This is a genomic window from Pseudomonas sp. GW821-FHT07G06 (assembly GCF_058986625.1).
Map to the genome: position 1 here is coordinate 316,382 of NZ_JBYSVW010000005.1, position 18,066 is coordinate 334,447.

20 protein-coding genes and 2 pseudogenes are annotated in these 18,066 nt (G+C 55.4%); 4 read left to right on the forward strand and 18 right to left on the reverse strand.

The window, feature by feature from the left end; genetic code table 11:
* Positions 1-61 precede the first annotated feature (61 nt).
* The 13 genes and pseudogenes from AC3WJW_RS12670 to AC3WJW_RS12730 all read right to left on the reverse strand — a co-directional run bounded on the left by AC3WJW_RS12670 (position 62) and on the right by AC3WJW_RS12730 (position 7,236).
* Positions 62-793 carry a DUF4145 domain-containing protein gene (locus tag AC3WJW_RS12670; protein WP_493726214.1) on the reverse strand — a complete coding sequence of 244 codons (732 nt, stop codon included), beginning with the start codon at positions 791-793 and terminating at the stop codon, positions 62-64.
* Positions 794-912: 119 nt separating this feature from the next.
* The gene (locus AC3WJW_RS12675; protein ID WP_493726215.1) at positions 913-1,368 is read right to left on the reverse strand and encodes a phage virion morphogenesis protein; all 456 of its coding nucleotides are present in this window, start codon (positions 1,366-1,368) and stop codon (positions 913-915) included.
* Complete coding sequence (locus AC3WJW_RS12680; RefSeq protein WP_493726216.1) at positions 1,361-1,897, reverse strand: phage tail protein; 537 nt, start codon at positions 1,895-1,897, stop codon at positions 1,361-1,363. Before AC3WJW_RS12680 ends, AC3WJW_RS12675 begins: the two co-directional genes overlap by 8 nt.
* Positions 1,881-2,075, reverse strand: a pseudogene (lysC, locus tag AC3WJW_RS12685) (Rz1-like lysis system protein LysC); the annotation flags it as partial. The gene AC3WJW_RS12680 and the pseudogene lysC, both read right to left, overlap by 17 nt.
* A complete protein-coding gene (gene lysB / locus AC3WJW_RS12690) occupies positions 1,990-2,433 on the reverse strand; it encodes an Rz-like lysis system protein LysB (RefSeq protein ID WP_493726217.1) in 444 nt (147 codons plus the stop codon). The gene lysB and the pseudogene lysC, both read right to left, overlap by 86 nt.
* Complete coding sequence (locus AC3WJW_RS12695; protein ID WP_258684647.1) at positions 2,430-2,636, reverse strand: hypothetical protein; 207 nt, start codon at positions 2,634-2,636, stop codon at positions 2,430-2,432. Before AC3WJW_RS12695 ends, lysB begins: the two co-directional genes overlap by 4 nt.
* The gene (locus tag AC3WJW_RS12700) at positions 2,633-3,472 is read right to left on the reverse strand and encodes an N-acetylmuramidase domain-containing protein (protein ID WP_493726218.1); all 840 of its coding nucleotides are present in this window, start codon (positions 3,470-3,472) and stop codon (positions 2,633-2,635) included. The genes AC3WJW_RS12695 and AC3WJW_RS12700 overlap by 4 nt, the downstream gene beginning before the upstream one ends.
* Positions 3,469-3,792: a phage holin, lambda family gene (locus AC3WJW_RS12705; protein WP_493726219.1), complete on the reverse strand. Its 324-nt coding sequence runs from the start codon at positions 3,790-3,792 to the stop codon at positions 3,469-3,471. Before AC3WJW_RS12705 ends, AC3WJW_RS12700 begins: the two co-directional genes overlap by 4 nt.
* Positions 3,793-3,852: 60 nt before the next feature.
* Complete coding sequence (locus tag AC3WJW_RS12710) at positions 3,853-4,062, reverse strand: tail protein X (protein WP_493726220.1); 210 nt, start codon at positions 4,060-4,062, stop codon at positions 3,853-3,855.
* Complete coding sequence (locus AC3WJW_RS12715) at positions 4,062-4,526, reverse strand: head completion/stabilization protein (RefSeq protein ID WP_493726221.1); 465 nt, start codon at positions 4,524-4,526, stop codon at positions 4,062-4,064. Before AC3WJW_RS12715 ends, AC3WJW_RS12710 begins: the two co-directional genes overlap by 1 nt.
* Positions 4,527-4,630: 104 nt before the next feature.
* Positions 4,631-5,332 (reverse strand): phage terminase small subunit, encoded by a 702-nt coding sequence (locus AC3WJW_RS12720; protein WP_493726222.1) that lies wholly within the window; start codon positions 5,330-5,332, stop codon positions 4,631-4,633.
* A gap of 3 nt (positions 5,333-5,335) precedes the next feature.
* A complete protein-coding gene (locus tag AC3WJW_RS12725; RefSeq protein WP_493726223.1) occupies positions 5,336-6,343 on the reverse strand; it encodes a phage major capsid protein, P2 family in 1,008 nt (335 codons plus the stop codon).
* A gap of 38 nt (positions 6,344-6,381) precedes the next feature.
* Positions 6,382-7,236 (reverse strand): GPO family capsid scaffolding protein, encoded by an 855-nt coding sequence (locus tag AC3WJW_RS12730; protein WP_493726224.1) that lies wholly within the window; start codon positions 7,234-7,236, stop codon positions 6,382-6,384.
* Positions 7,237-7,387: 151 nt separating this feature from the next.
* Between AC3WJW_RS12730 and AC3WJW_RS12735 the strand changes: the two genes are divergently transcribed.
* The gene (locus AC3WJW_RS12735) at positions 7,388-9,142 is read left to right on the forward strand and encodes a terminase ATPase subunit family protein (protein ID WP_493726225.1); all 1,755 of its coding nucleotides are present in this window, start codon (positions 7,388-7,390) and stop codon (positions 9,140-9,142) included.
* The gene (locus tag AC3WJW_RS12740; RefSeq protein ID WP_493726226.1) at positions 9,142-10,185 is read left to right on the forward strand and encodes a phage portal protein; all 1,044 of its coding nucleotides are present in this window, start codon (positions 9,142-9,144) and stop codon (positions 10,183-10,185) included. The genes AC3WJW_RS12735 and AC3WJW_RS12740 overlap by 1 nt, the downstream gene beginning before the upstream one ends.
* A gap of 67 nt (positions 10,186-10,252) precedes the next feature.
* Here the strand turns inward: AC3WJW_RS12740 and AC3WJW_RS12745 are convergent, their stop codons facing one another.
* The 5 genes from AC3WJW_RS12745 to AC3WJW_RS12765 form a co-directional block, all read right to left on the reverse strand.
* The gene (locus tag AC3WJW_RS12745) at positions 10,253-10,705 is read right to left on the reverse strand and encodes a hypothetical protein (protein WP_493726227.1); all 453 of its coding nucleotides are present in this window, start codon (positions 10,703-10,705) and stop codon (positions 10,253-10,255) included.
* A 440-nt stretch (positions 10,706-11,145) separates the two neighbouring features.
* Complete coding sequence (locus AC3WJW_RS12750; protein ID WP_493726228.1) at positions 11,146-11,700, reverse strand: Rv1289 family protein; 555 nt, start codon at positions 11,698-11,700, stop codon at positions 11,146-11,148.
* 1,112 nt (positions 11,701-12,812) lie between these two features.
* Positions 12,813-13,439: an RloB family protein gene (locus AC3WJW_RS12755; RefSeq protein ID WP_493726229.1), complete on the reverse strand. Its 627-nt coding sequence runs from the start codon at positions 13,437-13,439 to the stop codon at positions 12,813-12,815.
* Positions 13,440-13,441: 2 nt separating this feature from the next.
* Positions 13,442-14,692, reverse strand: coding sequence for an AAA family ATPase (locus AC3WJW_RS12760; RefSeq protein ID WP_493726230.1), 1,251 nt, complete (start codon positions 14,690-14,692; stop codon positions 13,442-13,444).
* 190 nt (positions 14,693-14,882) lie between these two features.
* Complete coding sequence (locus tag AC3WJW_RS12765) at positions 14,883-15,092, reverse strand: hypothetical protein (RefSeq protein ID WP_493726269.1); 210 nt, start codon at positions 15,090-15,092, stop codon at positions 14,883-14,885.
* Between the two features lie 374 nt (positions 15,093-15,466).
* Between AC3WJW_RS12765 and AC3WJW_RS12770 the strand changes: the two genes are divergently transcribed.
* Together AC3WJW_RS12770 and AC3WJW_RS12775 are read left to right on the forward strand one after the other, a co-directional pair.
* Positions 15,467-16,978: an ApeA N-terminal domain 1-containing protein gene (locus AC3WJW_RS12770; protein ID WP_493726231.1), complete on the forward strand. Its 1,512-nt coding sequence runs from the start codon at positions 15,467-15,469 to the stop codon at positions 16,976-16,978.
* An 895-nt stretch (positions 16,979-17,873) separates the two neighbouring features.
* A pseudogene (locus AC3WJW_RS12775) lies at positions 17,874-18,044 on the forward strand (transposase); the annotation flags it as partial.
* Positions 18,045-18,066: the final 22 nt, after the last annotated feature.

The window sequence follows — 18,066 nt, forward strand, 5'->3', positions numbered from 1 at the left end:
TCGCGTTACGCGCACGCGAACGCAGCTTTCCTGCGTTGTATGGTGCAGCGCTACAAGTGAATCACACGATTTTTGGCGTTGAGGTCTTTGGCTTCTTAGGCGGCCGAGAAGGGCGAGGTGGGATCTTGCTCGCGATGCCTAGGGCGGCTTTTCCGCTCACGATCGCCCGATGTATGAACTGCTCAAGTGTCGTAAGGAGGGTTTGAAATTCTTTTTGGGTTGGTGACCAAGCTCGGTGGGCAGCTGCGCTCCCAGCATCTGCGACGACCCCTAGCGTCTTTGCTTCCGTTTCACCGATGAAACCATGATCAAAAAGTTGTTTTACCTTCGCTTCCAGTGAAAGTCCTGGATCAATTTTAAGGATCTCGGTAGATCGATCGAACGCCGTTCGTAGCCCTACAGAGGCGAGAATAAAAGAGCTCGCCTCATAGGCCTGGTATGTCTCGTCTAGGATCGCTTGAAGTTGAGGGTCAATTTTAGCGATGTCCCAAATCCAGTCTGGCTTCAGGCTCTTTTTCTCGGGAGCTGGATACGTAAGGATTTTGGTTGGATTGGTAACGATCTCTTCGCCCGTGACCGGATGGTAGGAAAAATCCCAGTCCTCGGAATCCCAACTGCTGTGGTGAAAAAACACCACCTCACAGCCGCAACACCTAGCCAGCTTGTAGTCGTTTTGTCCGTTCACTCGATGCTCGCCATCCGTCCATTCCCATGGAACATCCAATGCACCATGAATTTCACAATTCCTTTCGCCGTCGCAGCGAGGGCAGTGGGCTTTGAAGGTGCTAGGCATTCCGCGATGACTCCCCATCTATTATTCAGGACTATCTGTTCAAAAAGATCGCATTGCGGGGAGTTCTACCTTTTCTCTCCACAAATGGAAACACGTTTCCTTATTCGTCACTGACCACATCAATGAGTTAAGTGCTGGAGAAGAGTATCGCGTATCAATTCAAGGTCGGCATCGGTGAAGCCCAGCACCTCCCGCTGGTGGTAGCGGACATCCGGAGCGCCCCGTTCGGCGCGGTCCTTCAGACCGTACTGATGCACGCGGGCGATGCGGGCAATCCGCCCGGTGAAACCGACGCTGACCAGGTTGCTGTCGCCCCGGGCTTTCAGGTAACTCGCGGTTCGCAGCTTGCGGAACATCTGCAGCTTGCGCTGGATCCGGCCCTGTTTTCCGCGCAGGTCGCGCTGCTTGCGTGGGGCGTACTGGCTGCCGTCCGGGTTGCGCTGGGCGGTGACCCGCTGTTGCTGACTGCGGCGCAGCTGCTGCGCGATGGTCCGGGCCAAGGACGTGCGAGCTGCCGGCTCAATACGGTGCAGCAGCAGGCCGGCCCAGTCCTCCAGAGCTTGCAGATCACTCATGGGCGGGGCGCTGTGGATGCGGGCTGACCAACGCCACGGCATCGGGCGGTTGTGGCGCAGGCCATTCGGCGAGCAGAACGCCGTCGGCAAACACCTGGATCGGGCCTTCGATCTGTTCGTAGGGCGTGTACTGCGGCTCGGCAGAATGTTTGACGGTAAAGGTGCCATCGTCCTGTTTTTTGACGATGACGCGCTCGGTCAACGGCAGGCTCAGGCTCATGTCGACCTTGCTGTGGTCGATGACATCGGCTTCGAACTTGATGCCCTCGGCGGACTTGTCCAGGTTGACCAGCAGCTCCGACTGGTTCACGCGCAGCCAGCCCAGCAGCGGCAGCATCACACTGTCGGGATGGCCGGCGAAGTCGGTCAGGATGATCTGCAGATCATAGGCATATTCGAAGGACAGGCCGGCAGCCCCGGTGCAACGGATCTTGCCGTTGTCGATGAAGATCAACAGGCGGTCGGGGTTGTGCTTGAGTTCGGATATGGCAGCCAGCAGATGGGCTCGGAGACTATCGGGCTTGTTCATGTTGCACCTGGTGTTGGTAAACCATATCGACCTGGGCGGCACAGTCTGCCCAAGCGGCCTCGGCGCGGTCCTGATCGGTGAGCAAGGCGCCGTTACTGTCCGGCCCCGTCGCTGGCAGGCGGCACGGCACCACGGCCGGACAGCCACTGACGATAAGCGTCGGCGCCGGTGAGGGCGGGGCGCTCGCGCAGCCGGCGAGCAGCATCAGGTAGAGGCTGGTCAGCCCAATTACGTAGTTCGGTGTTTTCACGTTTCAATACCTCGATCGTTCGTTCACGGTTGGCCAGGCCCTGGCGCAGTTGATCCTGCTGGGCGCGCAGACTGGCCTGCGTCTCGCGTTCCTGTTGCAGCGTGTCGCGAAGGCTGTTCGCGGTAGCCAGATTGCGACCGGCCTCGTCACGGACAGCCTTGAGGTCTTTTTCTGCCAGCTCGGTGTTCTTGTCGGCGATCGCTATGCGCTGCTCCTGGCCCCAAGTCACCAACGCTAGGATGCCGAGCAAGGCAAGGCTATACAGGGCCTGGCGCAGCGTGCTCATGCGCGGTACCAGCCGAGCTTGTTCATATCGCCGACATCCAGCTGCTGCACCGGGCCGCGAATGATGATGACTTTGCGGCTTGGCATTAGGACGTAAAGCGCATTGATCAGCAGTTCCATGTCGTGCGAATCGCTGTCCTCTGGCACCACGAGTAGATCGCCGTCCTGTACGTTCAAGCGTTTCACTGCGTCGATATCGATCATGCGGCCTCCGGCACAGGGCAGCCGGCGGCGTGCCGTTGATAGGCTCGCTCCAGCTTGATGTCGTAGAGATTGCGTTGGTAGTCGGGGCCGTTGAAACCCTTGGCAAACACAGCCCATTTCTTTGCCTTGAGCGCCTTCAGCAGTGCCGGATCGGCCTGGAGGAAGCGCACGAAGGCTTCGAACTGCTCGTTTTCGTCCTTGGCCATGCGGGCGGCGAAGTCCTGCACGCTGGAGTAGCCCAGGCGTACGGCGTGATAGCCCATGATCTGAAAGGCGCCCCAACTGGCGGACTCCAGCGCGCAGGTGTCATCGATGAGTCGGGCGTGGGCCAAGCGTTGGTGTTCGGCGGTACCGCCGGCATACCCACCAGCACGCGGGTTGACCAGGTTGGGTTGACTGGTGGCCAAGTCATCGGCGTGAACCTGCAGCGCAGCGGCGTCGTCTTCCGGGGTACGCGGGCGGGCGAGCTGGCGGTACATGATGTGCCGCTCGTAGAGAATCTTGGGTTTGCCGTTGTCGAGGAAGCCCGCACCCAGGCTCTCCACTTCATTAACGGCGAGGATGGCGGCCAGCTCGATGCCCAGGCGCGCAGCCGCTGCCGTCAGCGTTGCATTGCGCAGCAGGGCAGTGCAGTCGGCACCGGTCAGTGCGGCGAGGGTTTTGGGGCCGGCGATACCGTCAGCGACCAGCCCCATCTTGGATTGATAGGCGCGCACCGCATTCTCGGTGGCATCGCTGAACAAACCATCCACGAACAGGGAGGCACCGGCCAGATTGAGGCGTTGCTGCAGCACGCGAACATCCTGGCTGCGATCGCCATGGCGAAGGGTCGTCATACTTGGTCCACCTTGCGCTTGAAAAATTGATTGGCCAGCGCCCGGGTGCCTTCAACGCCGAGCAGTCCAATGACACCGCCGAAGAACGGGCTGGTCGTGGCAGGAATTCCCAGCAAAGACAGGCCATGGCTGCCAGCCAAAGCGAGGGCGCCGCACAACGGAGCCTCCAGCGCAACGCGGCGCAAGGTGCCGCCGCCATACATGATCCGCAGCGCCGCGATGACGAAAGCCAAGCCGCCGGCATAGAGGGCAGGCCAGTTTTGTTCGAGCCAGGTCGCGAGCCAGGCCCAGGTGTCCGGTTTGTCAGGCATGCGCTTCATTCCGCTGTCCAGGGTTGAGGGTGGGAAGCTGGTGAATGTCCAGGGAAGGGAAGCTTTGAGTCAGTCCCATAGATTCACCATCTGTCGTTGTTCTGCTTGCGGGGCCACCTCCGGCAGCTGCACCAAAGTGCCGTGCGGCAGGGTCGTGCCGAGGTCGGCCAGCCCGGGATTGGCATCAAGCACGGCCTCGGTGACGCCTGCGGTACGGCCGTAGTGGCGCCAGCAAATGGCATCGACGGTGTCGCCTTGGTTGGCGATCACGGCGGGCATCACAGCAGCTCCACGGTGGTGTGGCTGATACCTAGGAGGCTGCGCAGTGTCTTGCGCGAATCGCGACGCAGTTGGTCGGCGCTGCTTTCTTCCTCGGTGACCTTTTTCTCGCCGCTATTGGTGGCGTCAAAACTGCTGTAGCGCTCCACCAGTTCGGCCAGCGCGCCGCAGTAAATTACGCGGCGATAGAGGTGCAGCAGCTGGCTTTCGCCTTTGATTTGCTCGGCAGGCACGTCGGCCAAAGTGGAAAAGCCCAAGGCCTGTTGGGCGGTCCGGTAGCCGGCAAGCTCCCGGTTTGCCTCGATCATGGCGTTGACTGTCGCGACCTCGAGGCGATCGTCAGTGACGGCATCGGTGATACGCATGGCGGCGCGCAAATGCTGGCCGTCAATCTCTGGCCAGAAGGTACCGTTGCCGATCGGGAAGGCGGTCGTTGGAATGCCGCCGGCGATGAATCCGCTCATGCTTGTCGCTCGAATAGGTCGGCGGTGGTCGGGACTTCACAGCTGGGCCAAGGAGAAAAAACCGCTGATCCGCCCCGAGCCGCCGGGTGCGTGGGGACGCTCGGTTAACTGGCTGGGCCAGTGTGTTTCTTCAGGAGGCGCTCAGCGCGCTCCAGGTCTTTCTTGCCACCGCAACTGCTGTGCAGCTCGATGGCTCGTTTGAGTAGATCGATGCCGGCTTGCAGTTGACCTGGTTGCCCAGGTTTCACGTCGTCGATGTCTTCCAGGGTGGCGCGGCCGAGGGCGAGGATCAGCTTGGCGCGGGCCTCGTCCGGCATGTCCTGTTCTTCGGTCAGCACAGCGGTATGGGTGAGGATCTCCAGCTGGAAGGTGCCGCCGGCCTTTTGAGCTTTAAGTGCGGCCGTGGCTACCTCTTCGGCCACCAGGCAGCCGGTGGTGCGATTGAAACGGTCCGGCATCATCAGGCCGTGTTTCAAGACGTACTCAGCGACCTGCAATCCGCCAGCAAAGTCGCCGGCATCGAAGCGCCAGACCATCAGGGTGGTGATCACGTCGTCCTGGGCGCCCTGCCCAGCAGAAAGAACGCCGTCAACGTAGGGCACGTAATCGGGCAACATCTCGATCTTGAGCTTCGCCTTGCCCTCTTGAGACTGCACCTGCTTCAGACGGAATTGGTCCTGCTGCAGTTTGGCCAGCGTGACCTCGTAACCGGTGGCACCTTCCATCATGGCAGCGGGAGCGACTGCTGCGGCCTCCAGCGCTGCGCGTTTGCGCAGCTGGTTGCGTTGGGCAAGGGTCAGCGACATGACTTATACCCTCTCGATGTTTTCGACCAGGGCGACCAGGCCGAGGTCTTCGACGACATAGGCCTCATTCGAGGACTGGTAGTCGGCGACGCGGTCGTATTCCGGCTCGTCCTTCAGGTGACGACGGCGAGCGCTGGCCTGGTAGTAGATGGACAGGTTGTTCAGCGTGGTGATGAATACGCCGCCCGAGATGAAGAACGGTGCGTCCTCGATCGGCAGTCCACCCAGACGGCCTTTGTTGACGATCTCGTCGGCGGCGTTTTCTTCCTGGTTGGAAGCGGCACCTTTTTCGACGGCCTTGAGTTGTTTCTCGTGCAGCAATGCGCGGTCCACGATCACGACTAGGTCTGGGCGTTTGCGGTGCCATGGGTCGAGCATCTGAATCGCGTCGAACACCAGACCGTCGAGAGTCTTGTAGTCGCCGGTGGCGCCCACGGTGACCTTGCCCGGGGTGGCGCCCTCATCGAGCACGCGATCCGGTACCGCAACACGGATTTTCTCCAGCCACCCGACGTTGACGTCCTGCAGCAGGGGGCTGGTCGCCAGGTTGGTGTCGACAGCGACGCTGGTGCCGTTGAAGCCGATCATGATCCGATCCAACCCTTGGCGTTCAGCGATCGAGCCGGACAAGCGAGGCTGGAAGTCGGGGAACTTGGCCCAGGCATCAAGTTTTGCGTAAGGGAACGCGGTGTCGAAGTTGGTTTTTTTGCAGCTGTAAGTGTCCTTGCTCAGGCCACTGACATCGCGCGGCTGACGCGGATTGTTCGCGCTGGTGTTGGTACGGCCTGCGGTTGGCCCGTTTACGCCCAGGAGAATCGCTTCGCCTTCCGCTTCATCGACCGGGATGATGTTGATCTTTTTCAGGAAGCCACTGGACTCCTGAATTGCGGTTTCCAACTTTTGCTGTGGGGTCGGGGCCACGGTGAATTTCACTTCTACCGAGTCGACGCCGTTGATCTTGGCTTGCTGCGACAGGTAGCCGTTGAAGGCGATTCGAGTTTCTTTACGCATGGTGCTCTCCGAACTGGTAAGGGGCTGCGACAGGGGGATCAGTAGTCAACGAGGGCTTGCCCGTTACCGCCGGAAAGCGGCGGGCGAGACTGCTGACTGTGGTCCTCGGTGGCGCCGAGGCGCTTGACCAGGTCGGCGAAGTCGGTGTTGAGCTTCTCGAACTTGGTTTGCAATTCCTGGCGGGCTTTCTGTTCAGCGGCGAAGGCTTCAGCCTGTTCGCTGCCATGGGTGGCCAGGCTTTCGATCAACTCGCCCAGGGCAGCGAAGTTGGCGGCATCCTTGCCATCTTTGTCCTTGCTCATGCCGAGGAGCTCGCCAACTTTCTCTTTCAGAGAGGCGAACATGCCGGGGGTGTCGGCGAACTCTTCGAATTCCAGGGCGGTTTCTTCTGCCGCAGAGAACAGGTTGTCCTTGTCCTTTTTGCGGTTGGCCAAGGTGCCGTGTTGGGCGCTGAAAGACAGCGCTTCGGTGCCCAGGCTCGCGGGGGTGTCGGTGATGGCGAGGCCGACCAGGTAGGCCTTGCCACTGTCGGCGAACTTCGGTTGAACCTCGATTGAGGTGTAAACCTTCTGGCCTGCCTTGTTCAGGGCGAGCAGCGCGGCGTTGGGTTCGAGTTGGCCGAACAGGGCCAGCTTCTTGACACCTGCAATCTCGACCTCTTCGGCCTTGAGTGCCAGAACGTCACCGTAGGCGCCGAACTCACCACCGGGCCAGTAACCCTTGATGTGCTCGCAGTTGATCCGCGCACCGTAGGTGTTGGGGCTGTAGGTGCTGGCCATGTCCTCGATCCAGCTGCGCTCAATATTGCGTCCGTCAGTGGTGGCGCCTTCAACGGCGATGCGAGTCCATTTGGAGCGGAATTTCTTGGCTGGGGTGTCGGTCTTGCCGGCCATACTGGAAGTCCTCATTGCGGTGGCGTTGTGCCTGGCGATGAGGGCATGGTCGGCATCGCGCGATGGCGCGGCAACGTGGGGGAGTTGTAGCGGGGCGGCTTACAGGGCGCGGTGGTGGGGCCGCACGCGCGCGAACGGCAGCATCTGCGCCATGAACGCTATCGTCGAACTACCCACTGATCACCGCCGGCATGCCAAGCACCTGTATTGGCAGGGATACCGTGTGTGCGAGATTGCCGAGCTGATCGGCGAGAAGGAAAAGACCCTTCATAGCTGGAAAGCTCGCGACGAATGGGACCGGGCTACACCGCTGGAGCGTATCCAGGCGGCCACTGAGGCCCGTCTGGTGCAACTGATCCTCAAGGACCCCAAGTCCGGCTCGGACTACAAGGAAATCGACCTGCTCCACCGGCAACTGGAGCGGCAATCCAGAATTCAGCGCTACCAGGACGGCGGTACCGAGACAGACCTCAACCCTGAACTGGCCAAGCGTAACGCCGGGGAGAAGCGTAAGCCCAAGCGCAATGACATCCCAGAGGAAGCCGTCGAGAAGTTGATCGAGGCGTTTCTTGATGGTTGCTTCGATTACCAGAAGGACTGGTATCGCGCGGGCAATCAGCGTACCCGAGCCATTCTGAAAAGCCGTCAGATCGGCGCGACTTACTACTTCGCCCGGGAGGCGTTGATCGATGCGCTGACCACCGGCCGTAACCAGATTTTCCTGTCAGCCAGCAAGGCGCAGGCCCACATTTTCAAGGCCTATATCCAAGCCTTCGCTCGAGAGGTGGTGGAGGTTGATCTCACCGGTGACCCGATCATTCTGCCGAACGGCGCCGAGCTGCACTTCCTCGGTACCAACGCCCGGACGGCCCAGGGCTATCACGGCAATTTCTACTTCGACGAATTCTTCTGGACCTTCAAGTTCAACGAACTGAACAAGGTCGCCTCCGGCATGGCGATGCAGAAGCAATACCGCCGGACGTACTTCTCGACGCCAAGTTCGATGGCGCATGAGGCATACACATTCTGGACCGGGGAGCGTTTCAATAAGGGCAAGCCGACCGCCCAGCAATTGAAATTGGATGTCAGCCACGATGCTCTGCAGCAGGGTAAGCTCTGCGACGACCGGATCTGGCGTCAGATCGTCACCATCCTGGACGCGGAGGAACGGGGCTGCGACCTGTTCGATATCGACGAGCTGCGGCTCGAGTACGACGCGGCGGCGTTCCAGAATCTGCTGATGTGCCAGTTTGTCGACGACGGCGCGAGCATCTTCCCCCTGAACATGCTGCAGCCGTGCATGGTCGACAGTTGGTCGATCTGGACGGACTACCAGCCCTTCGCTGCTAGGCCCTTCGCTGACCGACAGGTCTGGGTTGGTTATGACCCGGCAGAGTCGGGCGATACCGCCGGCCTGATCGTGGTTGCGCCACCGTTGGTACCGGGCGGCAAGTTCCGCGTGCTGGAGCGACACCAGTTCCGTGGGATGGACTTCGCCGCTCAGGCGGAGACGATTCGCCAAGTCACTCGTCGCTATTGGGTCACCTACATCGGTATCGACACCACCGGCCTCGGCAGTGCCGTGGCGCAGCTGGTGCGCCAATTCTTCCCTGCATTGAGGACGTTCTCTTACAGCCCCGAGGTCAAGACCCGACTGGTCATGAAGGCTTGGGCCGTGATCAGCAAGGGGCGGCTGGAGTTTGATGCCGGCTGGACAGACCTGGCCCAGTCGCTGATGGCCATCCGCAAGACCGTCACCGCAGGCGGGCGCCAGTTCACCTACACCGCCGGACGTACTGACAACACCGGCCACGCCGATCTGGCGTGGGCACTCTTTCATGCATTGCACAACGAGCCGCTGGAGGGTCAGACCGTGGCCAACACCGGCCTAATGGAGTTTTTCTGATGAGCAGCCCCCAGGAACAGCCGACCACGTCGCAACCAACCGAAGGTGAACTCCTGGTTAAAACCGGGGGCGGCCAGTCGATGGCATTCACATTCGGCGATCCGGTACCGGTGCTCGATGGCAGGGAGATTCTCGACTACCTGGAGTGCTGGTCCAACGGCCGCTGGTACGAGCCGCCGGTCCCGCTGGATGGCTTGGCGAAGTCCTCGAAAGCGAGCGTTTATCTGCAGTCGGGCCTGATCTTCAAGCGTAACGCATTGGCTCGAACGTTCATTCCGCATCGATTGCTGAGCCGGCAGGCTTTCGAGCAAATCGTCATGGATTGGGGGTGGTCGGGAAACCTCTACTTGGAGAAGCGCGACAACATGCTCCGACAGGCCATGGGCTTGAAACCCTGCCTGGCGAAGTACATCCGCCGAGGTGTCGACCTGGACACCTACTACCAGGTGCAAGGCTGGAAGGACGAGCACGAATTCAAACCTGGGAGTGTGTGCCACCTGCGGGTGGCGGACATCAACCAGGAAATCTACGGGCTGCCCGAGTGGCTGCCGGCTCTGCAGAGCGCATTGCTCAATGAAAGCGCCACGCTGTTCCGCCGCAAGTATTACCAGAACGGCAGCCATGCGGGCTTCATCATGTACATGACCGATGCTGCCCAGAATGAGGACTTCGTCAACGATTTGAGATCGGCGATGAAGAACAGCAAAGGCCCGGGCAACTTCCGCAACCTGTTTATGTACGCACCTGGTGGCAAGAAAGACGGCCTGCAATTGATCCCTATCAGCGAGGTCGCGGCAAAGGACGACTTCGGTGCGATCAAGAATATCAGCCGTGATGATCAGCTCGCCATGCTGCGGATTCCGCCTCAACTGATGGGTGTGGTTCCGCAAAACGCTGGGGGGTTTGGATCGATCCGCGATGCGGCTCAGGTTTGGGCTGTCAACGAGTTGGAGCCGGAGCAAGCTAGGCTGCTGCAGATCAATGACTGGCTGGGGGAGGAGGTGGTGCGTTTCCGGCCGTATGAGGTACCGACGCAAGGGTAAAACCCTGCGCAGTGAACGAGGCGACGGGCTGGTGCGTCAACACCAGCCCGACGTCGAAACGCTCGAGCTATTCGAGCAAGAATCCGAACGCTGCTAGACCGTTCGGATTTGATTCGCAGACTTCTGTCATATTCTTTCCCAAGTCCATCGGCGCGACAGACCGGTTTGTGTAGGTCATCTTCGCTAGATCGTCTGCTAGCTTCTTCGGCGCATGCCAACGCTTAATGGCCGCATCCCGAACGTGGTCGATTCGCGCGCCCGAGTCGCGGGCTTCCGCCATCTCGATCACGATAGTACCTGCGCCGTTACACATATAGCGTTTGCGCACATTCGGATCGGAGCTATTGCGCTGCATCTCTTGCTCCAAGAGCTGCGAGCGAATAGAACTATCCGCGTCATCTAGGCCACCATCGCCCGCCCAATTTGACCACGCTTCGCGCTGCTCGACCGCGGGGGCCGCACTGGCCGCGAGCGGCATGACTGCAAGTAGTAGAGCGGTTCCGAGAACTCTGCTGCTCATTGCGTAACCTTTGTATTTAACTGTGCGGCATTCTAATCGATGAACGCTCCAAACCTCGACTCTTAGCCCATCCGAGGTCCACGGCTGACCGTCTGTTCAGGTTCACCGGCAGACACCAGTCTAAACCCCTCACTATGACTCTGGTGGACCATGCCCCACCCTTCTGGCGTCCAGCCGGCACAAAAAAGCCCACCGAAGTGGGCCTTTTTGTGGTAGGCAATTGAACGAATACCCCGTTACAAGTAACAGCGCGGGGAGGGCACGCCTAGGCGGCTTTCATTTCGGCCGTGCTGGTCGATCGCATCGTTCAGGAGACCGTACTCGGAGCAAAACCAGCCGTGGGCGACCGCTTCCGACCCGGAGCCGATGGTGGTAATAGGCATAATCGACTAATTGTAGACTTTCATAACGCTCAGACTAAGGGGCAAACCATTCTGCGGCTAAGCGAATAGGTTTGGGTCGCGAAATTTGGCACAGATGTGTTCGCGAACAGAATCCGGGCGACCCCAGATATCGTTGAAGGCGAATTGCCTCCCGAAAACGGTGATACCTAAACCATCCGCAGTGCGTTCACCGGAATTTTCGGGTGCAATTATTACTGCCAGAGACATGCCTTCTATGTAGCTTATGGGCAAATTCCAGCGGTCCTCTCCTATTTGCAGACCGCCATCAACATTGAAGGTCAATCGTGGGTCTAATTCACCCTCATGTGCAATTGATGTGCGGCCGAATTTATACAAGGCCTCATGAAACGTCACTCCGCCAAAGCTGCAGCCCTTAAAAACATTCCCAGTTGCTACGGCTGTAATGAGCACCTCTTCATCTTGAAGAAATGCCTTTATACGCGTGGCAACACCTTTTTCTTTTGGGCGGCGCTTCTGTGCTGTTTTATCTATAGCGGGGAAGAGGTTTACTAAAGCCCCCTCACAGTCTTGTACCCTAAGCCGCTCAACGCATTGCTGAAGACGGCGACTAACTCCACTCGGTGCATTCATGTTTTAGACCTGCTGTTAGGCAACATGCCATGTCACGCTTCTCGTCGTGAGGGCATGTCGGATTACGTACTTTGTCGCCTTGTAAGTCTTTGTCCAGCCAAGAGGTGGTCGCGGTAAACGCGAACATCCCCCAGAAAGAAGACCGGCAAGGAAGAGGGCAATCCTCACTGCCTTCTGAATTTGAAAGCAGCATCCGTGACGCTACCCACTTGCCATCACTATGTCCATCGGTCGATCTTAGCCGCTCTCAGACGATCATGGTTACGCGGTGGTGGGTGCAACTCTGAGCGGAGAGGGAGAGGTGCGCTCGACTCCGTTCTACCCATTCGAACCCAGTGGTGATGTTCGGGCGTCGTCGATGTGACCTTGGCGCGCGCAGTCGTCCCCCCGCCACGCCTGCGGGCTAAATGTGTCGTTTTTTCTGCAAGCCTGCACCCGGCCCAAACCCGCCAAGGCTGGGGGCTGTGTCCGCGAATATGGGGTGGAAAAAGCCTGCGGATCCCTGCACGAGCGGGGTAAATACCATGGCTTGTCACGGAGGTCTCAGGCGGCGATTTTCAGAGGTCGCTCGGGAAAGAGGTTAGTTTTTCAAAATGGGGCGGGAGGTGTTTTGCGGACCCCGTATTTACTGGGGTTGCGGGCTAACTTTGGGGGGTTAGTTATGGTTAGGTTGAAGGTTAGTAAATTGTAAGTTGCTGATATATAAGGAATTTATTTATTGTATTTTTAACATCTATAAAGGTTAGGAAATAACCCGGTGCTAACCAAAACCTAACCTACGGCACTCGTCGCAAAGCCACGCAGTACAAGGCTTTCAGGGCGGTCAGTCAAAAACTAACCGTCCTAACCGTTTTCCGATGGGTCAACATGAAAAGCCGAAAGCGCCTAGGGGGAGGGCGCTGGCACAGGTCCGTCAGATGTTGTGCACTTATGTTGGTGCGCAATCACTTCCAGATTTCAGTAACTGTCACCAAAACTGTCACCAGCTCTACGCAACGTCACTTCGATACCGCTGGAAGCCTTGAAAATAGTGGAGCGGGTGAAGGGAATCGAACCCTCGTTATCAGCTTGGGAAGCCGATAACGAGAGAAGTGTTTTGCGAATGTGGGGTGTTACTTTTTTTGTGGTGCAGACAAGGACTCAAACTTATCTATCAATAAATGAATTTTTGTACTTGGATTAAGTGCGTTGCTATCTTCCGCATCTTTTAACACTCTGGGGGAGCACTTTCTCGCCAAATCGAAAGGCGCACCCAGCAGTTCTTGAAAATAGCTCCGGTCCTTACCTTTGTCATAGTCTGCGAGAAGCGGTTTTGTCTTTATGTCTTTTATAACGTTGTCACCTGGGGATGCGTTTCCGGTTCGATTGAACGGTTTTCTACAGTAGCCAAAGTGGAGGAGTATCCAGAATTCGAACGATGGATAAGACGGGATTATTTTAATTTTTTTGTGAGGACGAGCTAGATCTAAAGCCTTCTCGAAGCAGACGTGGCTGTCTCGATCTATTGCACAATAGACTTCATCGAAACGTGTTTGACGACGGATGGCATGCTCTACAATTCCACTTGGGTGTGTCACGCCCGCATGCGCTACATCAACCAAAAGAGCTGCTCTGAAGTGCTCAGCTGCCTCTTCTAAGTATTGCTTTCCGGATTTTGTATCTTCGCAAAGAACAAGGATCTTTTTTTCGGGGATGAACTTGGGTTCCCCTCTTGAAAAAGAGTTCGCGCTTCTGGCCATGATTAAAGCTCCTTGGTTAAAGGAAGGCCTCGATAGCGTCCAGCAAAATAACGCCGCTCTAAGTCTTCGCCTTCGCGTCCTTCAAAGTCATGGATTGAGAAAAGTCTTGTTGCTGCGTTTCTATCTCGTTCGGTGATCCAGAACTGATCTCGTCTTAAAACTTTTGAGTTCATCAAGTGAGTGTCGTGGGTCGTAAATATTAATTGTGACGACTTGGAGAACGCGATATGTTTTTTTATGATGTTAACAACGATTTGGGGGTGCAGGCTGCTATCGAGTTCATCGATTGCTAAGGTTAAGCTGTCGCCATCTTTGTTTCCCTTCATTGCAAGGGTGAACCATGGAAGCCAAAATCCAATTAAATTTCTAGTTCCTTCCGATTCCTCTTTGAAGTCGAAAGGTACTTCTCCAAGAGCGCTTTTATGTGTCAGCGTGGTCTTGGTGTCTTCTTCAAAGTTAGCGAAGTCTTCTGAATTTTCAAATGGCGCACTCAATGATTTTTCATTTTCGGAAGTGATCGAAATGGAACTTACAGGGATGTCGACTTCACCTAAGAAGTTTGCGAGGCGTTCCGCAGCGTCCGGCATCAATGCTAATACTTTTCGAGTAGCTCGGGACCAGCTTTGCAATGTGTTTTGATTAATAACTAAGCACGAGTCTTGAAACCAAGAGCAAGGAATTTTTAATTGAGTCATGTCCTCGCTGCTGTTCTCAGAGGCTTGAAATAAGTACAATGATCTCGGGCTTGTTATTTTTCTCCACGCCTCATGAACTTGCTCTCCACCCTCAAGCGTGTCTCCGAAATTGTAAACCTCTTTGTCTTTTATGAATTCTCTTTTAAATAGCGGACTTTCTTTTCCGTTAGGGAAGGCGATTAGTTCTTCTAAAACTATGCGTGTGCTGTTCACACTCACCGAGTATTGATACCGCATGCCTCTTTGAATGAAATGATATTCAAAATTGCTTGGCTCTGTTTCTAGTTTTTTGTCAAAACGAAAATAGTTTGAAGGCGAAAGTTTATCCGCTTGCTTGAATCCGATTCGCACAAAGTCTAGAGCTTCTAGTAAGGAAGATTTGCCAGAGGCATTAGGGCCATAGATAGCGGCAACTTTTAGTAGATTTGGTAGCTTTTCCCCCTTCACATTAGGTGTGATGATGTTTTCTTTTTTACCTAGTCGAGGAGACGCCACCATGGAGAGTGTTTGTCGCTCCCGAAATGATTTGAAATTGGAGACAGAAAACTCGATCAACATGCTGAAAATCCGTTGTTGCTAGGGGGTAATGAGGAACAGTAGGCCAAAAAAGCGCACGAAGTGCAATTTTTTTGCAGTTCATCGCGAACCTGATCGTAGTGGCATTGTGATGGCTTGTCATCCAGCCCACCGTGACACGGTCTTTTTTCAGTGGCGGAGTAGCGGTTTGGAACCTCCTCTCCTTCCCAAATCAATCTGGAGTCAACATCACCGCAAGTGTCATCTTGATGAAATCCTCATTCTGATCGATCGCAACCAAGGCGCCACGGATGTTGTTAGCAACATCAGTAGCTCCACGCTCCTCGACCCACAGAGTAAGCTCCATGATGGCGGCTTCCAGGGCGAGCTGGTTTTCGTTGATTTTGTACAGTAGGGAAGGGAGCAGGTCTGAATTTGGCATCGCAGTTCCTCCGTGAACAGGAAAGCGTAGCAGCTTCAAAACTTCATGAGGGAGATGAAGGCCGGTTCTAATTCCAAGCGTATTGAACCGCATCGACAGTGCTCGAGATTGGAGCCGAAAACGGTTGCTTAAAATTTGCTACAGGGGATGAGGGAGAAGGTGGAATTTCGTTGTGGTCGACCGGCAGCAGTCGACCCATAGCTGCCAGTTGAGAAAAAAGACATCATCTGCTCTCTTGCGAGGCTCGTGCAGGCTCCCCAAAAGATTTTCCGGAGTCACTACGGCATTGCAATTGAGCGACGGCTAGTTGTCGAGCTATCTAGGCTTGGTTTTATTATTGCGGATCATCATCGATGGCATTGCACGGAGAATATATGGAAATTAATGATCACGGATTATTTTGGTGGGCGGGGAGTGAGCACACCGACGGATATGCTGCCGGACTACTGACAATAAATTCCAGCGGTGTTATTAGTCTAGAGTTGCACCAGACTTTACCAGGGCGCAGCGGAGCGGAGGCTGTGTTTAGGGAGGAGGTTGCATCGGAGGTCGGGATTGTTGGCTGCTTGAAAGCTACGGGGCACTACGTACTGCTCAGGGGGCTGCAAACAAACGGTGGCCGAAGCGGTTTGATTTCATATGAAAATTTTATTGCTGAAGAGTGTTTTATTTGCCAGGAGATGATAGATGCCGAAAAATTTACGAAACTAAAAATTTCTTTGGAAGGTTTGCAGGAGTGGATTCGCCCCGGGAAGATTGATTGCGAGGAGCCGCTAAATAATAAGATTTCGATAGATCTCGAGTGTAATCCGACAGAAGCGTGGGAAACCAATACAGGGCTTGTTGAGATACGACACCATTTTACAGGGAATAAGCCAAATTTGTTTAGCAGCGATCTAAATATTGGATTGGCCTCTGAGCTTATTTATACTCCTACATCAGCACTCTCTAGCCAAGAGATAGTGGAGTGGTATCGTGCTGTTCAAGACCTCCTACTAATCCTAACCAATTGCACTTTGACACTTAAGTGGCCAAAGCTGATTTGGAGCTGCGAAGGCAAAGACCTCGTGGTTCGTTACTATTTTCGTCGACAGGAGCCAGCTGATAATAAGATTACCTGGCAACAAACCCTACTTCCATTCCCAAGGATTCGTGAAGCTTTTGGTACGATGGTCGATAAATGGCTTCTTGCTCGAAAAAGCTTAGGACCTGGTATAAGCCTCTATCTGGGCACCAGGCGGAATTTCAGATTGTATGCAGAGCATCGTTTTGTGAATTTGGTTTGGGGCCTTGAAGCGCTAGGAAGGCGAACGGACCTTCCCGAATCCGACGATTCGAAAGTGAGCGAAAAAGTTAAGAGAATAACTGAGGAAATTAGATCTGTCGAAGGACTGAATTCAGGAGATCGTAACTGGCTAAAAAATTTAATGAAACGTGCTGTTGAACGTCCGCTGTCGGAAAGGCTGTTTGAAGCATTGAGCCCCGTCGCCATTGGTATTTCTGAAGAGAACCTGAAGAAATTTTGCAAAACGTGCGCTGATCTGAGAAATGATTTGTCACATCATGGGGGAGAACGCGAGCCAGGAGAATATGAGGCTTTCCTCACAGGTATTCTGAACAATAGTGAAGCGCTCTCCAAACTCTATCTCCTTGTCATATTAAGTCTATTGGGAGTTGGTGGCGATGAGTTTAAAAGAATCATTTATATGGACATTGGCTCGAACTCATTTAAATTCTCGTTCCGTCAGGCAGGTTTGATACCGGAGGAGGACATTGAGCAGCTACTCGCTAGCCTCAGTCTTCAAGCTTTGATAACAGAGTCAAAGCCTGAGTCGGGAATCGAGTCAGAACCTACGCTCGAATCCCAAGCGGGTAGGGCCATCTAAGCAATAGTGCAGTAATTATTCGGATCGCCCAGTCCATCCACCTGGGCGGTATCGGAACGTCAGTTATCGCAGAGCTACACGCGCCACTGCTCGTCAGACTAGCCGTCGTATGTCATCTCACTATCTTCACTTTGGTATCCGAGTACAGATTACCCACAAATGTATGCGCACTCTTGGCGACACCTTGATTATGTACCTACACGTAGATGTGACCGAGCGCGGTCCAATAATCCAATTGAGCATTCGTGCTTAGCAAGTCATGCGTGTGTTTTTTGCCGCACTCGAAGAGTGCTTTGAGGGGTACTTCCGGGAGTTAGTTACCCTCTACGAGCGGCAGCTATTGACCGTTATCTGCTGGATGTAAACGCAGTTTGCCGTAGAGAAAGGGTCAGTTGGAAGGGCGTGGTGGTACAGAATTGGTACAGAGGAAATCGAAGATTAATGTAAGCCTCTGTTTTAAAGGGGCTTGTCGTTAAACGGTCCAATCCATCATGGGGGCAACAGAAAACCGCCTGGATACCGAATCTGCTGGATAGGCTTGGTTTTCTGTGGGTTTTATCGGCATTTCGCTACTTCTCATTTGCTACGGTTTTTGCTTGGTATTGAGAGAGTGCCGCTGCAATGTAGCAACGCAAACCACTCGTGTAGCAAAACCATGGGAACAATCACCGTTCGCAAGCGCAAGGATGGCTCTGCAGCGTACACCGCATTGATCCGCATCATGCAAAAGGGTGTGACAGTTTATCAGGAAAGCCAGACTTTCGATTGCAACACCACGACCCAAGTCTGGCGCAAGCGACGCGAAACTGAGCTGGCCGAACCTGGTGCAATTGCCAAGGTCAATCGCAAGGGTGTGACGGTCAAGGAGCTGATCGAGCGCTACCGGGTTTGCCTGCTGACCGCCAGTGCGTTAATCGCCTCGATCGGCGATGCGAAGGGCTTTAAAAAAGGACGGCAATTGGCTGCCTGGTCAGACCTCATGCCCAGGCAGCACTCCGGCGGTGCAAAGCCGACGTTGTCAGGAATGAACAAATGCGAAGGCGCGTACCTACGAACCTTGATGGTTCCGTGTAAGCGATTGAGGTAAC